The organism is Psychrobacter sp. 5A.1, from assembly GCF_030407455.1.
GTDB lineage: Bacteria > Pseudomonadota > Gammaproteobacteria > Pseudomonadales > Moraxellaceae > Psychrobacter.
Map to the genome: position 1 here is coordinate 1 of NZ_JASDDJ010000066.1, position 17,892 is coordinate 17,892.

The following is a 17,892-nucleotide window of genomic DNA, read 5'->3' on the forward strand; positions in this document are numbered from 1 at the left end:
ACCCAGTTGTAGTTATGTTAATGTAGCGCCAAAATGTATCACTATACTTTCTATTATTTTAATATAATAGTATTTTTGATGAATCTTGATTGATTCACATTAGGCGTGTGGCAATTGCCATAACCAAAACAGTAATCCGCTTTTTAATCTACTTAGATGCTTACACTTTGTGGTTAAATCAAACTTTATAAAGGCCCCATATTTTAGCAGTATGTAAATATAGTTAACTCAATTCAAAAGTGGCAAAGTGACCAAGCGTATAGAAGTATCTGCAATACTTCAAGCAAGGTTGATGCTGTGACAGCTTTATAGTGGATTGACTATATATATAGGATAGCACTCGATAATTTATTGCTAACAAAACAGCGATTTCAATTATTGACATGGATGTGACTACTTTTTTATAGAGCCTTAAATTATTTTAATATTTAAGGACGCTAATCATGACAGTAGAGAAACCTTGGCTCGATCAATATCCAGAAAACGTACCCAAGACCATTAATCCTGATCAATATGAAAGCCTCATAGAGTTATATGAAGAGTGTTTTAATCGCTTTCGTATGCATCCGATGACGATTTGTATGGGCGTTACGCATACTTATGGGGATGTTGATAATGCCTCACTTGCAGTGGCAGCATGGTTACAAGCTCAAGGCCTACCTAAAGGCAGCGTAGTGGCTGTTATGATGCCAAACGTCCCGCAATATCTACCAACCATGATTGGTATTCTACGTGCAGGTTATATATGTACTCCTATCAACCCCCTGTATACGGGCCGCGAACTGCGTCATCAGTTAAATGACTCAGGTGCTCAAGCTATCTTTGTCGTTGATAACTTTGCCCAAGCCCTAGAGCAAGTCATCGAAGAGACAAATATCAAGCGTATCGTGCTATCAAAAATGGGCGATATGATGGGACTAAAAGGCATTTTAGTTAATACGGTTATCCGTCAAGTCAAACGATTAGTGCCTAAATACAACCTTAACGACCCTAAATATAATGTCACCAAATTCCCTGAAGTGCTAAAAAAAGGGAAAAACTTACCAATTCAATCATCAAAAACCACCCTGCAACAAAACGCCATTTTACAATATACGGGTGGAACAACTGGTTTATCTAAAGGTGCAGTGCTTACTCAGCGTAACGTTATAGCCGCTGCCATGCAGTCAGAAGCATGGTTCCGCCCTGTCACCTCAGATATCAATGAAGTATATATTAATATGGTCATGGCTCTGCCATTGTATCATATTTTTGCGTTTATGCTAAGTCTGCTTGGTATGCGTTCAGGTTATACGTTTATATTGATACCTAACCCACGTGATATGCCAGGGTTTGTCAAAACCTTATCAAAACAACCCTTCCATATTTTCCCTGCGGTAAACACCTTGTTTAAAGGACTGCTTGATCAGCCAAACTTTAAAGACTTAGACTTTAGCTCACTACACCTCTCTCAGGCTGGTGGTATGGCAGCGGCTGAGCAAACTGCAGCACACTGGCTTGAAGTAACTGGCTGCCCGATGATTGAAGGTTGGGGTATGACAGAATGTGTGGCAGTAGGTACCAACAATATTATTACTGACCGCAAATTTAACGGTACCATTGGCATTCCAGGCCCTAGCGTCGATGCTATTATCATCGATGATGAAGGTAATCGACTGGGTACGCATCAAGCTGGTGAGATGTGCATGAAGGGCCCTAACGTCACCTCTGGTTATTTCAATGCAGACAACTCAAACGACTTTACCAGCGATGGTTACTTCCGTACTGGTGATATTGTTAGTATGGACGAAAAAGGCTACTTTACCTTACTTGATCGTAAAAAAGACATGATTTTGGTCTCAGGTTTTAACGTATTCCCGAATGAGATTGAATCTGTCATGCTCGATTGTGATGGTGTTATGGATTGCGCCGTCATTGGTATTCCTGATGCACATCAGGGTGAGGCGGTTAAAATCTATATCGTGCCTGCAGATAATAATGTCACTAAAGAAGTCATTAAAGAGTTTGCATTAGACAATCTGACAGGTTACAAATGTCCGCGTCATATCGAGTTTGTCAGTGAATTACCAAAGAGTAATGTTGGTAAAATATTACGCCAAAAGCTGCGCGAACAGCATGTATCAGACAACCCTCAAACGTTGTAATCTGCATGTTATGATTTTCAAATAACATCAAAATAAGCAGCCCACTATATAATAGTGGGCTGCTTATTTTGTACTTAGCGTTTATTGTGTAGTGTTTGGAAAGTCAATCATATTAGCTGAGTTTACTCATCACTTGTAATGGTAAGTGCTTCATGGCTTGACCGACGATAGACCATGGCAAGCTTGGCACACAAGCTTCGTCTACACCTGCCTCGATTGCCGCAACGATTGCTTTGGTACCCGTATCTGTATCCACTTCAAACGGCAATGGCTTCGCATTTTCGTTAATTTCAGTACGAATATAGCCTGGGTAAATCGTAGAAACTTTGATGGGTAATTTAGTTAGTAGCATATCAGCACGAATGCCTTCTGCTAAGTGCGCCAAGCCCGCTTTACTTGCGCCATAGGCAGTCAAATGCTTAGGCAATCCACGCATCGCTGACATGCTAGATATCACCACTAGATGGCCACTATTTTGGGCACGAAAAATATTCATTGCCGCTTCACATTGCGCCAATGCCGAAATAAAGTTAATCTCAACCGTGCGGCGGTTCGTATCAAAACGCCCTTTACCAATGCGGCGACTATCCCCAATACCTGCATTGACCACCACTCGATCGATGTGACCAAAATCAGTCACAAACGCATCAAATACTTCAAATATCGCGTCATAATTACTGACATCTAATACTCGATATTCAATACGAATATCAGGATACTGTGCCATCAATTCTGATTGTAAACACTCTAAGCGCTCAGTACGACGTGCACAAATTGCCAAGTTATAACCAAGCTTTGCAAACAATCTTGCCATACCCTCGCCCAACCCTGAGCTGGCACCTGTAATGAGTACAGTCTTGTCGTGTCCAACCTGCTGCTTATTTAACTTTCGTAAATAACGTGATGGCCGAACGGCACCGATTATCTGGTCTTTGTGTTGCCTAGCGCTTTTGGTGACTAAATTTATCAATCTATTTTGCATGGACAGTCCTTTTCATATCGATATGAGATCAAAACAATAATCTATCATATCGCAAATTTATAGGTTGATTTTGTCAGTGATCAAAATAAATCCATAATATTCAATGATGATTAATCAGATAAAGGACGGCTACCTCTCTTAAGTAACCGCTTTACCTTACTTTCACCTGTATTTACTGGTTGCTAGAGCGTGTCCTCAATTCAATCGATAGTTATCTAAATGGGTTAAAAATGGCTAAATCTTGCCAAACGGCGTCAAATAGCTGACTAATATCTCGATATTATCTGCGCTATTTTCCTTGTTTGACTGCAATTTATCTCATTTTTATCACCATTTTTAAAATGAGGACACGCCCTAGCTTAGCGCCACGTCACGAAAGAATTGCCATAAGAGAATAAATGACTATATTCATTGAGTGACATCAAACGAGTGCTTTGATCTTTAAATGTGACCGAAGTTACCCCAGTATTGACCAAGCTTTTATTCAATTGATAAGCCGTCTGACTGCCTTGCTTAAGTAGCTGTGCAGTGATAGCAGAAATAACACCACCTGAAGTGAATATCAATACGGTGCTGTTACGATCTAACCCTAAGCTTGCTACTTGTGCGCGTACCTGTTCAAGCGCTTGCTGAGCGCGGTCATTGAACTGTGGCCAGCTCTCAATATAATCCTTATCGTTATCGCCGCCATGCCAGCGCTGCATTGCCTGATCAAATAGCTCAGCCAAACGCGTGGCTGGCACCTCTGATTTAGCCACCTCAGCCGTAATCGCACCTTTATTCATGAAGTCAGGATTTGACTTAACAAATACGTCTTTGTGATTGAATTCATCAAATTTTGGCAGAATATAGCTGTCAGGCTGATCAAAGTCGATTGCGGATACAACAGGCATGCCATCGCCTGTATCAGTATGAACAGAGGGTTGATAATGTTCCCAAAAATGGCGCGCTGAGTCTTGTTGTCGAACCAATTTTCCAGTGAATATCGCATCAATGCGACGCTGCGTGGTTGCATAGTGCTGACCCAGCATTTGCGCCTGAACAGCTCCTAGCTCTGAGAGCTGATCATAGTTTTCTTGCCCAAAAGATGCTTGACCATGGCGTGCTAAAAGTATGGTTGTCATAAAACATTGCCTTATTGATAATACTATAGTCTGCCCATGATAAAACCGCTACGGCGTCAACCTCGCTGGCCATACAAATGTATCGCTTGCACGCGGTTTTCTTGTATCGTTATTATTATGGATTGACTATATTATCGCGTTCTTTAGTGAATAGGTTTTTAAGGCATTTATTCTTCGTATTTATGAGAAGTTTGCACAAAATAGCTTTTTGGCAAAATACCTTTGATAACAGACTGTATCGGACTCGGTAACTGCTCAATCATCGCAGTATCAACACCCATGTCTTGTAGATGCGGCTGCACACGATTGGTAAATAAGGCCTCGCCTTCATACTGAGCGATCAATTTGAGACATTTGGCATGCAATACATGAACGATAATCCAAAAATTCTTAAAAGCGGGATTGGTCGTTTGTTTGTTGTAGTAACGATAGTAAATTTGCTGAATGATACCTGCTAAGCGGAACAAACCAAACACTTCATAAAAGGTCCAGTTGTCTATCTCTAAACCAGATTTCTCTAGATAATAAGCCACCACTTCGTCACGTGTCATCATACCTTTTAGGTGCGTTGGCTGACGGCGAGACTGCTGCATGATGATATTATCATCCGCTTCAATCCAATAAGCCAAAGCACTACCCAAGTCCATTAATGGATCGCCAAGAGTGGCCATCTCCCAGTCGAGCACACCAATGACTTTGGTCGGCTCAGCGGCATCGAGTATGACATTGTCAAAGCGCCAATCGTTGTGAATGATACAGGTTTTACTATCAGCAGGCGTGTGCTTACCAAGCCATTGTCGTACCAATGCAAAGCTCGGTACGTTGGGGGTTTTTGCTTTGACATAGCGTTTGTCCCAGCCACTGACTTGGCGTTCACAATAGCCATCGCCGCGACCCAAATTGACCAAATCAGGATGCTCGGTATAATCTATCTGATGTAACTCTACTAAAGCGTCCAAAACATTGGTGCAAAGCAGACGCGTTTTCTCAGGGTTTAGATCGATACCTTTCGGTAATTCTGCACGAGGGATAATACCCTCCATCCGCTCCATCACATAAAAATCAGCGCCAATAACAGCTTCATCCGTACATAGTGCAATCATCTCAGGTACGTAAGGATAAGCATCTTTTAATGCTTTTTGAACGGTATACTCACGCACCATGTCGTGCGCAGATTTTGCTTTAGTGCCCTTCGGTGGACGGCGTAATATGAGATCTTGGTTTTTGTCGTTGCCTTCGTACTGTAAACGATAGGTCCAGTTTGATGCACCACCTGAGAACTGAGTGACGGTAGGCTCGCCTACTACATCGATACCTTGGCTTCGAAGCCATTCACTAACTGCTTTGTCATCAAGCTCTTCACCCTCGCGTACGGCACCGCCTTTGTCTAATACTTTATTATCAGTTGCCATGAGACATTCCTTATCATGTGGTCATTTATTTTTATAACAGATATGCGAGCTAGCCCTCAATTCAATCGATAGTCATCTAACTGGATTAAAAATGGCTAACTTTTGCCAAACCACGTCAAATAGCTGGTCAATATCTCGATATTATCTGTGCTACTTTTCTGGTTTGACGTCAATTTATCTCATGCTTATCACCATTTTTGAAATGAGGACACGCCCTAGTGATAAATCATTAGTAGTGATGAAAAATTCACTACTAAGTCGTTAATAGTGAATTTTCAATTAGCATTACGATTGGCTTATTTTTAACAAAGGTTACGTGAGCAGATCAAGACTGACTCACACAACCGTTTGTTAAGATTAAGCTTTGTCAGATTTAGTCGGACGACTAAAGCCTTGACGTTTGAGTTCTAGTTTGGCAATCATGGTTTTGTGTACTTCATCGGGGCCATCCGCTAAACGTAGTACACGTGCTTGCGCATAGAAGTTTGGTAGTAATGTGTCTTGGCAGACGCCCATGCCACCATGAATCTGAATCGCCATATCGACGACTTCTTGCAATACAGTTGGTGCCACGACTTTGATAGCAGAGATTTCAGTCAATGCTGCTTTGGTACCCTGAGCATCCATTTTTTGTGCAGCATATAAGGTCATTAAACGAGCTTGATCAATCTTGATACGTGCTTCAGCGATACGCTCAAAGTTACCACCCAATTGTAGCAATGGCTTACCAAAGGCAGTACGTGACATACCACGCTTAACCGCTAATTCTAGAGACTTTTCAGCAGCACCGATACAACGCATGCAATGATGAATACGACCTGGCCCTAAACGACCTTGCGCAATCTCAAAGCCTTTACCTGGTCCACCGATGAAGTGACTGACTGGCACACGTACATTCTCAAAGCTAATCTCGCCATGTCCGTGCGGTGCATCATAATCACCAAACACTTTAAGCATACGTTTGATATTCACACCCGCAGTATTAACTGGGACAAGCACCATTGAATGTTGATGATGACGGTCTGCGCTCTCATCAGCGGTATATGCCATGACAATTAGAATATCAACCGCAGGATCGCCAAGACCAGATGACCACCATTTGCTACCGTTTATGACAATCTCATCGCCATCGACTACAGCGGTTGCTTCCATATTGGTTGCATCGCTTGATGCGACATCAGGCTCGGTCATGCAGAACACAGAGCGCGTCTTACCTTCTAGGATTGGGGTCAGCCACTTGTCTTGCTGCTCTTGGGTGCCGTAGCGCCACAATAGCTCCATATTACCGCTGTCAGGTGCATTACAATTGAATACATGCGGCGCAAGCAAACTGCGACCAGTCAATTCTGCGATAGGTGCATAATCAGTTACCGAAAGCCCTGCCCCTAGTGTGTCATCAGGCAAAAATAAATTCCACAAGCCTTCTTCACGTGCTTGCTTACGCAGGCTCTCATAGGCTTCTGGCCATTCCCAGTTTTCCCAATTACCGTCAGGATTTTTCTTATGACACTCTTCCCAAAATTGCGCTTCGATTGGCTCAATGTGCGTTTCAATGAACGCTTTGACTTTGGCATGCATGGCTTGACCATGTTCTGTTGCTGTAAACATTAAATTGTCGTTAGACATAAATGACTTCCTTTTCTTTATTGATTGTCTAAATCAAGTGTTGATAAAAAACTCCATGAGAACCTTATAGTCGATTCAATTTGAAAGTAGTACAAGGCAACCGAGTGAAGATGTATATGTGATACTTCAAGCGAGGTTAATGCAGTAATACTTTTATAGTGAAATGACTATAGTGCACGTACGTATACTGTTTTCTGTATGCTACATTTATAACACAGCAATTATCAATAAACAGCAAAAAGGCGCGACCAGCTAGGCCACGCCTTTTACAAAATATAAACAATGTATCCGAAAATTCCTGAACACTAAAATACCATCATTTCATTATCATAATGATAACTAACATTATTTCAGAATATTTAGGCGACTATTCAAATCAAAACGCGCGAGTGCATCAGGTAGTTTATCTACTGCCATGCTAAGCGTTGCCTCTGCTGCTTGCGCCAATCCTAGCTTTTCAGCGAGTGTCGGCTTCTGACGTGAATATAATGCGTACACTTCCTTGTCTTCCATGCGCTCTAAAATATAGCTGTCTGAGGTTTGCAAGCTATCAATCAAGTTAAGTTTTAGCGCATCTTCACCATACCAGTGCTCTCCAGTGGCCACTTTTGCCACATCGAGTGTTGGACGGTAGTTATTGACAAAGTGTTTGAATAGCTCGTGCGTTTGCTCTAGCTCTTCTTGATATTTGGCACGATCTTCTGCATCATTTTCACCAAATACAGTGACTGTGCGCTTGTAGTCACCCGCCGTAAACATCTCATAATCGACGTCGTGGTTTTTGAGCCATTTATGGAAGTTTGGTAATTGTGAGATCACGCCAATTGAGCCAATGATGGCAAATGGTGCCGCCACTACTTTATCTGCGACGCAAGCCATCATATAGCCGCCGCTCGCCGCGACTTTGTCAACACAGACAGTTAGCTTTAGACCAGCATCTTTTAAGCGAACCAATTGCGCTGCCGCCAAACCATAACCATGCACCACACCGCCGCCTGACTCAAGACGCACGACGACTTCATCACCTTTATTTGCAGCACTGATGAGCGTGCTGATTTCTTCGCGTAGATGCTTGACTGCCGTTGCTTTGATATCACCATCAAAATCAAGCACAAAAACTTGTGCTTTATCATCAGCATGTTTTTTCTTATTTTTGGTTTTTACCTTTAGGGCTTGCTTGGCTTTTTTAGCCATTGTTTTTTTGAATTGCTTAAGCGCTGCTTTGCCTTGGGTGGCTTCCATCAAATCTTCACGGCGCTGTGTTTGGGCTTCATTCAAGTGTCGTATTTTTAGCTCAACAGGGTTTTTTGGTGGATGAAATAGCATGATTACAAATCCTCAAGTCAGTAGATATATCAATATGGCTGTTTTTATTAGCGTGCGGTTGATATGCGCACGCTCGACGGTGTTTTCAAGCAGAATGACAATATTTAACCCAATATAAATATTGCTGAATAAATACCTCAACTACTTAAACACTCCTATGCTTTGATTGAACTCAGCCGGTTGTATAACAAAGGCAGATTAGGCATAATACGCGTTTACATTAAATTTTCTGCAGCCAACGTGATGACCATTTGTCTTAATCGCGTTGTTTGTGTGTTTTTTTTGCAAATAGCTTGAAACATACAGCAATGGCTGCATTATTGTACTTCGAATTGGGCTGACAACTGGATAACTATATTATGACGCATAGCGAATACCGAGACGAATATTGCGGAGCTGTAACCGAAAGCTTCATTGAGCAAACCATTAGTGTCGTAGGCTGGGTACATCGTCGTCGCGATCACGGTGGCGTGATTTTTTTAGACATGCGTGACCGCGCTGGTATCTTGCAGGTAGTCGTCGATCCTGATACCCCAGAAGCTTTTGCTACTGCTGATGCGGTACGTCCTGAATATGTGCTAAAAATTACTGGTCGTGTGCGTCGCCGTTATGAAGGCACTGAAAACGCCAATATGACCAGTGGTCACATTGAGCTACTGGGCAAAGAGATTGAAGTACTGGCCAAGTCTGAAACACCGCCATTCCCATTGAATGATGAGAAGACTACCGTATCAGAAGATTTGCGTCTGAAGTATCGCTATCTCGATATGCGCCGTCCACAAATGCAAGAGCGTATGGTGTTCCGTGCCAAAGCGACTTCAACAATTCGTCGTTATCTAGATGATCATGGTTTCTTAGATGTTGAGACACCTATTCTGACTCGTGCGACGCCAGAAGGTGCGCGTGATTATCTAGTACCATCACGTACTCGCCCAGGTAACTTCTTTGCATTGCCGCAGTCACCACAGCTATTTAAACAGTTATTGATGGTGTCAGGTTTTGACCGTTATTATCAGATCGCTAAATGCTTCCGTGATGAAGATTTACGTGCTGATCGTCAGCCTGAATTTACTCAGGTGGATATTGAGACTTCTTTCTTAAACGAAGAAGAAATCATGAACATCAACGAAGGCCTTATCAAGCATTTGTTTAAGACCATGATGGATGTTGAGTTTGAACAGTTCCCTCGCATGACTTATGCAGAAGCAATGCGTGATTATGCATCAGACAAGCCTGACTTACGTATTCCACTAAAACTGGTCGACGTTGCAGATTTGATGAAAGATGTCGATTTCAAAGTGTTCGCAGGTCCTGCTAACGATCCTAAAGGTCGTGTGGCTGCCCTACGTATCCCTGGCGGCGCTTCATTAAGCCGTAAGCAAATCGATGCTTATACCAAGTTTGTTGGTATCTATGGCGCACGCGGTTTGGCTTATATCAAAGTTAATGACGCTAGCAGCATCAACAACGGTGTGGACAAAGAGTCTGGCCTACAGTCTCCAATCATCAAAAATATGACTGACGATGTACTTGTGAGCCTAATCGAGCGTACTGCTGCAGAAGATGGCGATATTATCTTCTTTGGTGCCGATAAAGCCAGTGTCGTGAATGATGCGATTGGTGCATTACGTCAAAAAATCGGTCTCGATCTGGAAATGACGACTTGTGAGTGGGCGCCACTTTGGGTCACTGATTTCCCAATGTTTGAGCAGACTGACGATGGTCGTTGGACGTCAATGCATCATCCGTTCACCAAGCCTAAAGGCTCAGTTGAAGAATTGAAAAACAACCCAGAATCTGCCCTATCTATCGCTTATGACATGGTATTAAACGGCACAGAAGTTGGTGGTGGTAGCTTACGTATCAATACCTACGATATGCAGCAAGCCGTATTAGAAGCTTTAGGTATCGGTGAGCAAGAAGCTGAAGACAAGTTTGGTTTCTTACTTGATGCATTGAAATTCGGTGCACCGCCGCATGGTGGCTTAGCATTTGGTTTGGATCGTTTGATTATGCTCATGGTAGGCGCTGACTCTATCCGTGACGTGATTGCCTTCCCAAAAACCAAAACTGCTGAGTGCCCACTAACTCAAGCACCTGCTGGCGTTGATGGCAAGCAACTGCGTGAACTTGGTATCCGTGTGCGTGAAAAAGCACAAGCTGACACCAATCAACCTGCACAATAAGTATAGTCAAGATAATGTTTAGTTATTTTTTATCTGACTGGCTACGCGATTCATTACCATGTGAGTGGTCATGAATCCGTACCATATTTTCAAATACGTGCCATTATCTGTCTTGCAGATACTGGCACGTTTTGTTGCGTGGGTGATTATAAAAGTACCCACCTTAAGTATCATGCGTACCATTCAAATTAATATGGCACTGATTACCCCTGGGTTATCTACTGCGCAAAAACAAGCATTGACGAAAGACATTATTTATCATCAATGCTTGACCAGTATTGAATCTATAAAAAGCTGGGCGATGCCACCTGAATGGAGTATCGCTCAGATTTGTGACGTCCATAATAAAGACATTTTATTAGAGGGACTGGCGAGTCCAAATGGTATGCTGGCAATCGTCCCACATCTCGGTACGTGGGAGATGATGAACGCTTGGCTCAATCAGTTTGGCGCGCCAACCATTATGTATAAACCCGTCGATGGTAAATTCGCTAACGAGTTTATCCTTCAAGGTCGTACGCGTCTCAATGCGACGTTAGTCCCTACCGATGGTAGCGGTGTGAAAGCGATATTTAAAACGCTCAAGCAAGGTGGCTTTAGTATTGTGTTGCCAGACCACGTTCCAGATCCGTCAGGCGGCGTTGTCGTTCCGTTCTTTGGTATAGAAACATTAACCAGTACACTTGCCTCAAAATTGGCGAGCAAAACCAAATGTGCCTTAGTCGGCTTGTCTTGTATTCGCCGTACTGATGGACGCGGTTTTGATATTTATTGCTACAAACTCGATGATCCAGCACTATATGATCGCAATGCCAAAACAGCAGCTCAGGCTCTTAACCAAGCCATGCAACAGATGATTGAAGAAAAATACAGTCACTACATGTGGGGCTATCGACGCTTTAAGCACATACCAGATTTAGGCAATCCTTACCGAACAGATAAAGCGGTGTTAGAAGCTTTTATTGACGCTCACCATTCTATCGGTTCTAATCGCTCTGATTCTGATGACAATGTCAATGATAGCGCGAAGCGCGATCATGATACGTAATAACCGCCTTATCGTTCAACTATTTAGACATATCATTAGGGTCTGTTGTGCTAGTATTGGCTGAATTCAGCATCCTTTTATTTTTTAATAATTCTTCATTTACCTCACTATTATCTCACTACGAGTGCATTATGACATCTGATGTAACCAAGACCTCTTCTATAAACCCAGCGCAAACCAACGCAAATGTTGCTGAACAACGTTATATCATTTGTATGAAATGGGGCGATAAATATGGTCCTGAATACGTCAACCGTTTGTACAATATGGTTAGCCGTCATTTGACTTTAGATTTTCAAATGGTTTGCTTGACCGATGACAGTACAGGTATTGACCCTGCTATTGCTTGCTATCCCATACCTGAAATGGATTTGCCAGCAGGTCCTGAACGTGGCTGGAAAAAGCTCACAACCTTTAAACCTGAGCTGTATGATTTAAAAGGTGTGGCACTATTTTTAGATATCGATATTGTGATTGTCGATAACATTGATGCGTTTTTTACTTACCAAGCAGAGCATGAAGACAGCGTCGTCATTATCCGCGATTGGAAAAAGCCTTGGCGTATGATTGGTAATAGCTCCGTCTATCGCTTTAATATTGGCATGGATACCTATCCTGATTTGCTGGCCAATTTTGAGCGTAACTTTGAAACCATTCGCACCCAAGTACGTCACGAACAAGCCTATCTCTCTAACTATTTGCGTGAGCATCATCATTTAGAATACTGGGATAAAACCTGGTGTGTCAGCTTCAAGTACCAATGTATTGCGCCGATTCCTTTTAACTTTGTACGCACACCTGCTCTACCAGATGATGCAAAAATCGTCATTTTTCATGGTGAGATTAATCCGCCAGATGCCATCGCTGGCAGTGGCGGCAAATGGTATCGACATGTGAAGCCAAGCCCTTGGCTAAAAGATTATTGGCGATAGGCTCGAAAAGAGGATAAACCATGAAGTCAGATAATGAAAAACAAATAGATATCGTCATTGCTTGGGTAGATGGTGATGATCCAGCGCTTAAACAAAAAAGAGCACAATATCAAAAAACAACGAGCGCTGCCTCTGACGCCGTCAGCTCAACACGATTCGCTAGTAATGATGAGATCTATTACAACATTGCTTCTATCTTAAAATACGTTCCTTTTTGTCGCTATATTTATGTGGTTACAGACCAACAGCAGCCAGCACTTATCTCTGAATTTGCCAATAAAGGTATTTGTGCTAAAGATAAAATACGTATTGTCGATCATAAAGAAATATTTTCTGGATATGAGCAATTTCTGCCGACCTTCAACACCAGATCTATTGAAACCATGCTATGGAATATCTCAGGTCTATCTGACTACTTTATATACATGAATGATGATTTTTTCTTTAATCAGCCTGCGATTCAGGAAGACTTTTTAGACAATGACAATCTTATTATTCATGGACATTGGAGAAAAAGCACTCTTTTACAAGCCAAGCTAAATTATCGGAAATCTCTACAAAGACTATCGGGTAAAGCCGTTCAACCCAAACATACCGTTGCTCAGATGTTAAGTGCTAAAGCGCTTGGGATGAATCAGTTTTTTGAAATTCATCACTACCCTCATATTGTCGATAAAAACATATTAAAAGATCATTTGTTAATCCATCTTCAATTATTGACAGAACAGATCAAATACAAATTTAGAGATGTGGCTCAAATAAATCCTATTACACTAATGAATCATTTAAAAATTCAGAAGAACGAAACCATTCTTAAACCACCGATATCCGTTAACTACCTCAAAAATGAAAGTAGTGTTGAAGGTTTTCTAGCTGATTTGCACAAAGAGTCGATCAAATATGGCTGTATACAAAGCTTAGACTTGCTCGATTCAGACTCATGCAAAAAAATTAGCAATGCTATGATTCATAAATTTTCAGCGTATCTGCCGCCATCACTATTACAAGCTATTAACTAATAAATGCTAGGGCGTGTCATCAATTAGATTGTGAGGCTTAAAATGAGAAAAATTGTAGATAAACGAGGAAGAAATTGCCGTTAATATGAACATATTGACAAAATTACTGACGATGTTTAGCAAAATTTAGCCATTTTAAGGCCACTAAATGTATTAATGTGCTAATTGATGACACGCCCTAGATAACAGTCGATAAAATAATAAACAAAATATAATATTGGGATTTTTATGAAAATAACAGTGGTAGGTACAGGCTATGTCGGTTTATCTAATGCTATGTTGCTTGCTCAGCACAATGACGTTGTAGCTGTTGATATCATCGCTGAAAGAGTCGAGCTGCTTAATGCAAAGCAATCGCCTATTGAAGACATAGAGATTGAAGATTTTTTACTGAATAAAAATATTAACTTTACCGCTACGTTAGATGCTAAATCTGCTTATAAAGATGCTGATTTCATTATCGTTGCCACTCCTACTGATTACGACTCAAAAACCAATTACTTTAATACCAAAAGTGTAGAGAATGTCATTAAGGAAGTGCTCAGTGTCAATAAAACTGCGTTAATCATCATAAAATCCACTGTCCCTGTTGGATACACCAACGAAGTTAAAGAACGTTTTTCAACAGATAATATCGTCTTTTCACCTGAGTTTTTACGAGAGGGTAAAGCGCTGCACGACAACCTTTACCCTTCTAGAATTATTGTAGGTGAACAGTCAGAACGCGCTCAGTTATTTGCTAACTTATTACTTGAAGGTGCAATCAAAAAAGACGTGCCGCTACTATTTGTAAAGCCAACTGAAGCTGAGGCGATTAAGTTGTTTTCTAATACTTATTTAGCCATGCGCGTGGCCTATTTTAATGAGCTTGACACTTACGCCCAAACATTTGGCCTTGATACCAAACAAATAATAGAAGGCGTGAGCCTAGACCCGCGTATTGGCGATCACTACAACAATCCATCATTTGGCTATGGTGGCTACTGTTTGCCTAAAGATACCAAGCAGCTCTTAGCTAATTACGATGAAGTACCAAGTAATCTAATTAGAGCCATCGTTGATTCCAATAGTACCCGTAAAGACTTCATAGCCGATAAAATTATCGAAAAAAACCCTAAAATAGTAGGCATCCATCGACTGGTCATGAAAAGTGGCTCAGACAATTTTAGAGCCTCTGCAATTCAGGGGATTATGAAACGTATTAAGGCAAAAGGTATCGAAGTGGTCGTATATGAGCCTGTATTGGAAGAAGATGAGTTTTTTAATTCAAAAGTAATTACAGACTTATCAACATTTAAAGCAATGAGTGATATCATTGTTGCCAATCGCTTATCTGCAGAGATACAGGATGTGTCTCATAAAGTATTTACGCGTGACTTATTTGGGAGCGATTAATGAAAGTTTTAGTCACTGGTGCGGCAGGTTTTATAGGCTTCCATCTAATTAAAGCCTTACTAAATAAAGAATGCTTTATTGTTGGTATTGATAATCTCAACAATTACTATGATGTACAGCTAAAAGAAGGTCGCCTAAAAATTCTTGATGAAAACTCAACTGAAGATGACTTTAGATTTATCGAGTTGGATTTGGCGGATCGTGATGCAATGGCAAGTCTGTTTGCTAAATATGGCTTTGATATCGTCATCAACCTTGGTGCACAAGCAGGCGTGCGCTATTCTATTGAAAATCCACATGCCTATATGGATTCAAACATGGTAGGGTTTTTGAATGTGCTTGAAGGCTGTCGACATACTAAGGTGAAGCATTTACTTTATGCTAGCTCTAGCTCTGTCTACGGTATGAATGTCAAACAGCCATTTAGTACTGGTGATCGTGTGGATTATCCTATTAGTCTATATGCAGCCACCAAAAAATCTAATGAGTTAATGGCGCATACTTATAGTCATTTATATAACATTCCTACGACAGGTCTGCGCTTTTTTACGGTTTATGGCCCTTATGGTCGACCTGATATGGCTTATTTTTCTTTCACGAAAAAAATCCTAGCAGGTGAGACCATTGACGTATATAACAATGGTGAGATGCAGCGCGACTTCACCTATATTGATGATATTATCGAAGGCATCACACGTATCATCGATAAAGTCCCCTTACCCCAAAACACCACTGCTACCACCGCGATAGCTCCTTACCAAATCTACAATATCGGGAACAATCAACCGGTGACGCTGCGCCGTTTCATTACTGCCATTGAGCGTGCTTGCGGTAAAAATGCAAAAGAAAATTTGCTACCGATGCAAGCAGGTGATGTGCCGATCACTTATGCAGACATAGATGAGCTCACAACCGATATTGATTTTAGACCTGAAACCAGTATTGAAGATGGTATTTCAAAGTTTGTAAATTGGTATAGAGCGTATTATCAGGATGACAAATAGTCTCAAATGAGACATGAAATCTGATAAATCCTAGAGTAGATATTGTAAAGAAGAGTCAAGCCATGAAAACATTAACCTACCTAATCAATCTAGACGGTAGCGATAAACGCCTAGAGAGATCCACACAACAGCTTAATCATATCGATTGGTCGTTTGAGCGAGTCTCTGCCTATGATGGCCGTGGCAAAACCTTATCTGAATTTAAAGATTACGATGACCAACAAGCTCGTAAAAATTTAGGCCGCAGTCTTTTAAATGCAGAAATCGGCTGTTATCTTAGCCATTATCAGTGTGCGCAAAAGTTTTTAGACACCGATGCTGATATGCTAGTGGTTTTAGAAGACGACATGAAAATGGCTGAGAGTTTTAAGCCTATCATTGATCAAACGTTGGCATATTTACATGCCAATCCAGATCTGGATTGGTATCTCGTCAATATCGCCGCCAAAAAGAAAAAGCTTGCCAAAGACATTACTGCCCTTGATGCACATACCTTGTGGCATGCCTATTACTTCCCTATTCGCGGTTTGGGACTTATTTGGTCACGCAAAGGGGCAGAAGAATTCGTCAAACACGGCAAGCCCATTACTATGCCTGTTGATATATTCTTTCAAAGATGGCTAAGTCAAAACGGCAAAGGCCTAGGCGTGTGGCCCGCAGTGATTAGTCCGATGGGGTTAGATAGTGACATCTTAGGCACGCAAGCAACGCAGAATATACAACGTAAAGAGAAAGAAGGTAGAGACTCATCTTATAATTTAAAAAAACAAAAAAGAATGCTAAAAGACAAAGTGTCTGCCGTTAAAAACTTACTTATTACTAAATAGATCTGAGTTATCCAAATTATGAAGAACTTTGTCATCAGCCTTAAATCAGCTACAGAACGTAGAAAACATATTAATAACGAATTTGGGAAACATAATATTAATTTCGAGTTTTTTGATGCTTTAACACCAGATACTGCTAAAAGCTATGCTCAATCTTTAGGACTAAATTTAGATGATGCTAGTCTGACATCAGGAGAGCTAGCTTGTATGATGAGTCACGTAGCAATATGGAAAAAATCTATTGATGAGAGTATTCCTTACATAACCGTATTTGAAGATGATGTTTACTTAGGCGAAGATGCTGAAGCGCTACTCAACACTACTTACTGGATTAAATCTAATTGGCATATCATTAAAATTGAAGCTTTTGCAAAAAAAGCCTTGTTATCAAATAAAAGGAATCTAATTTTATCTGGTAAACGCCAAGTTAGACAACTCATGGGCAAAAACCTAGGAGCAGCAGGCTATATATTATCGACAAAAGGAGCAAAGCTTTACTTTGACTTTCTAAGTAATAGCCATTTACAGCCCATTGATGAGATAATTTTCGATATTTTTATCGAAAATAATGTAGAGCCTGTATACCAACTAACTCCAGCAATTTGTGCTCAAGAAATGATATTGAAGGAGCACAAACAGAGTTTAATTTTTCCTAGCTCCTTAGAAAAAGAACGTAAACAAAGAATGAAAGCAGAAAAAAAGAAAGGTCTGGCCAAATTAAAACGAGAGCTCAGTAGAATTGCTTTTCAAGCCAAAGAAGGCATGTTTGCAAAAGAGATAACTTTTGAGTGAATATAGTCAAGCCTACTTAAAAGTGTTATAAACTAATTATCAAACTTAATTATTATTATAAAGACCATGACTTAC

General features: G+C 41.0%; 14 protein-coding genes. 9 read left to right on the forward strand and 5 right to left on the reverse strand.

The annotated features are described in order from the left end of the window. Positions 1-443 precede the first annotated feature (443 nt). Positions 444-2,144, forward strand: coding sequence for an AMP-binding protein (locus QL982_RS12255; protein WP_290165955.1), 1,701 nt, complete (start codon positions 444-446; stop codon positions 2,142-2,144). A gap of 112 nt (positions 2,145-2,256) precedes the next feature. On the opposite strand, the gene QL982_RS12260 is transcribed toward QL982_RS12255, so the two are convergent. The 5 genes from QL982_RS12260 to sohB all read right to left on the reverse strand — a co-directional run bounded on the left by QL982_RS12260 (position 2,257) and on the right by sohB (position 8,614). Next, complete coding sequence (locus QL982_RS12260) at positions 2,257-3,126, reverse strand: SDR family oxidoreductase (protein WP_290165957.1); 870 nt, start codon at positions 3,124-3,126, stop codon at positions 2,257-2,259. A 359-nt stretch (positions 3,127-3,485) separates the two neighbouring features. Continuing rightward, on the reverse strand, positions 3,486-4,250 hold the full coding sequence (locus tag QL982_RS12265; RefSeq protein ID WP_290165117.1) for a histidine phosphatase family protein: 765 nt from the start codon (positions 4,248-4,250) through the stop codon (positions 3,486-3,488). Between the two features lie 167 nt (positions 4,251-4,417). Further along, positions 4,418-5,662: a phosphotransferase family protein gene (locus tag QL982_RS12270; protein ID WP_290165118.1), complete on the reverse strand. Its 1,245-nt coding sequence runs from the start codon at positions 5,660-5,662 to the stop codon at positions 4,418-4,420. Positions 5,663-6,019: 357 nt separating this feature from the next. Beyond that, a complete protein-coding gene (locus QL982_RS12275; RefSeq protein WP_290165127.1) occupies positions 6,020-7,270 on the reverse strand; it encodes an acyl-CoA dehydrogenase family protein in 1,251 nt (416 codons plus the stop codon). 363 nt (positions 7,271-7,633) lie between these two features. After that, positions 7,634-8,614, reverse strand: a complete 981-nt coding sequence (gene sohB, locus QL982_RS12280; protein ID WP_290165119.1) for a protease SohB — start codon at positions 8,612-8,614, stop codon at positions 7,634-7,636. 359 nt (positions 8,615-8,973) lie between these two features. Here sohB and aspS point away from each other — a divergent pair, with 359 nt between their 5' ends. The 8 genes from aspS (at position 8,974) to QL982_RS12320 (ending at position 17,817) form a co-directional block, all read left to right on the forward strand. Then, on the forward strand, positions 8,974-10,800 hold the full coding sequence (gene aspS / locus QL982_RS12285) for an aspartate--tRNA ligase (protein WP_290165120.1): 1,827 nt from the start codon (positions 8,974-8,976) through the stop codon (positions 10,798-10,800). A gap of 70 nt (positions 10,801-10,870) precedes the next feature. Then, on the forward strand, positions 10,871-11,848 hold the full coding sequence (locus QL982_RS12290; RefSeq protein ID WP_290165122.1) for a lysophospholipid acyltransferase family protein: 978 nt from the start codon (positions 10,871-10,873) through the stop codon (positions 11,846-11,848). A 131-nt stretch (positions 11,849-11,979) separates the two neighbouring features. Then, a complete protein-coding gene (locus QL982_RS12295) occupies positions 11,980-12,780 on the forward strand; it encodes a glycosyltransferase (protein ID WP_290165123.1) in 801 nt (266 codons plus the stop codon). A 20-nt stretch (positions 12,781-12,800) separates the two neighbouring features. Then, positions 12,801-13,799: a Stealth CR1 domain-containing protein gene (locus tag QL982_RS12300; RefSeq protein WP_290165125.1), complete on the forward strand. Its 999-nt coding sequence runs from the start codon at positions 12,801-12,803 to the stop codon at positions 13,797-13,799. Positions 13,800-14,027: 228 nt separating this feature from the next. Continuing rightward, positions 14,028-15,194 carry a nucleotide sugar dehydrogenase gene (locus QL982_RS12305; protein WP_290165898.1) on the forward strand — a complete coding sequence of 389 codons (1,167 nt, stop codon included), beginning with the start codon at positions 14,028-14,030 and terminating at the stop codon, positions 15,192-15,194. Beyond that, positions 15,194-16,198 carry an NAD-dependent epimerase gene (locus tag QL982_RS12310; RefSeq protein ID WP_290165900.1) on the forward strand — a complete coding sequence of 335 codons (1,005 nt, stop codon included), beginning with the start codon at positions 15,194-15,196 and terminating at the stop codon, positions 16,196-16,198. Before QL982_RS12305 ends, QL982_RS12310 begins: the two co-directional genes overlap by 1 nt. 62 nt (positions 16,199-16,260) lie before the next feature. Beyond that, positions 16,261-17,025 carry a glycosyltransferase family 25 protein gene (locus tag QL982_RS12315; RefSeq protein WP_290165902.1) on the forward strand — a complete coding sequence of 255 codons (765 nt, stop codon included), beginning with the start codon at positions 16,261-16,263 and terminating at the stop codon, positions 17,023-17,025. Between the two features lie 18 nt (positions 17,026-17,043). Then, entirely contained in the window at positions 17,044-17,817 is a 774-nt protein-coding gene (locus QL982_RS12320) for a glycosyltransferase family 25 protein (protein WP_290165904.1), read from the forward strand. Positions 17,818-17,892 lie beyond the last annotated feature (75 nt).

Bases quoted from the DNA above. Each gene is read 5' to 3' on its own strand.
- QL982_RS12255 (WP_290165955.1), top strand. From the start codon at position 444: ATGACAGTAGAGAAACCTTGGCTCGATCAATATCCAGAAAACGTACCC.
- QL982_RS12260 (WP_290165957.1), bottom strand. From the start codon at position 3,126: ATGCAAAATAGATTGATAAATTTAGTCACCAAAAGCGCTAGGCAACAC.
- QL982_RS12265 (WP_290165117.1), bottom strand. From the start codon at position 4,250: ATGACAACCATACTTTTAGCACGCCATGGTCAAGCATCTTTTGGGCAA.
- QL982_RS12270 (WP_290165118.1), bottom strand. From the start codon at position 5,662: ATGGCAACTGATAATAAAGTATTAGACAAAGGCGGTGCCGTACGCGAG.
- QL982_RS12275 (WP_290165127.1), bottom strand. From the start codon at position 7,270: ATGTTTACAGCAACAGAACATGGTCAAGCCATGCATGCCAAAGTCAAA.
- sohB (WP_290165119.1), bottom strand. From the start codon at position 8,614: ATGCTATTTCATCCACCAAAAAACCCTGTTGAGCTAAAAATACGACAC.
- aspS (WP_290165120.1), top strand. From the start codon at position 8,974: ATGACGCATAGCGAATACCGAGACGAATATTGCGGAGCTGTAACCGAA.
- QL982_RS12290 (WP_290165122.1), top strand. From the start codon at position 10,871: ATGAATCCGTACCATATTTTCAAATACGTGCCATTATCTGTCTTGCAG.
- QL982_RS12295 (WP_290165123.1), top strand. From the start codon at position 11,980: ATGACATCTGATGTAACCAAGACCTCTTCTATAAACCCAGCGCAAACC.
- QL982_RS12300 (WP_290165125.1), top strand. From the start codon at position 12,801: ATGAAGTCAGATAATGAAAAACAAATAGATATCGTCATTGCTTGGGTA.
- QL982_RS12305 (WP_290165898.1), top strand. From the start codon at position 14,028: ATGAAAATAACAGTGGTAGGTACAGGCTATGTCGGTTTATCTAATGCT.
- QL982_RS12310 (WP_290165900.1), top strand. From the start codon at position 15,194: ATGAAAGTTTTAGTCACTGGTGCGGCAGGTTTTATAGGCTTCCATCTA.
- QL982_RS12315 (WP_290165902.1), top strand. From the start codon at position 16,261: ATGAAAACATTAACCTACCTAATCAATCTAGACGGTAGCGATAAACGC.
- QL982_RS12320 (WP_290165904.1), top strand. From the start codon at position 17,044: ATGAAGAACTTTGTCATCAGCCTTAAATCAGCTACAGAACGTAGAAAA.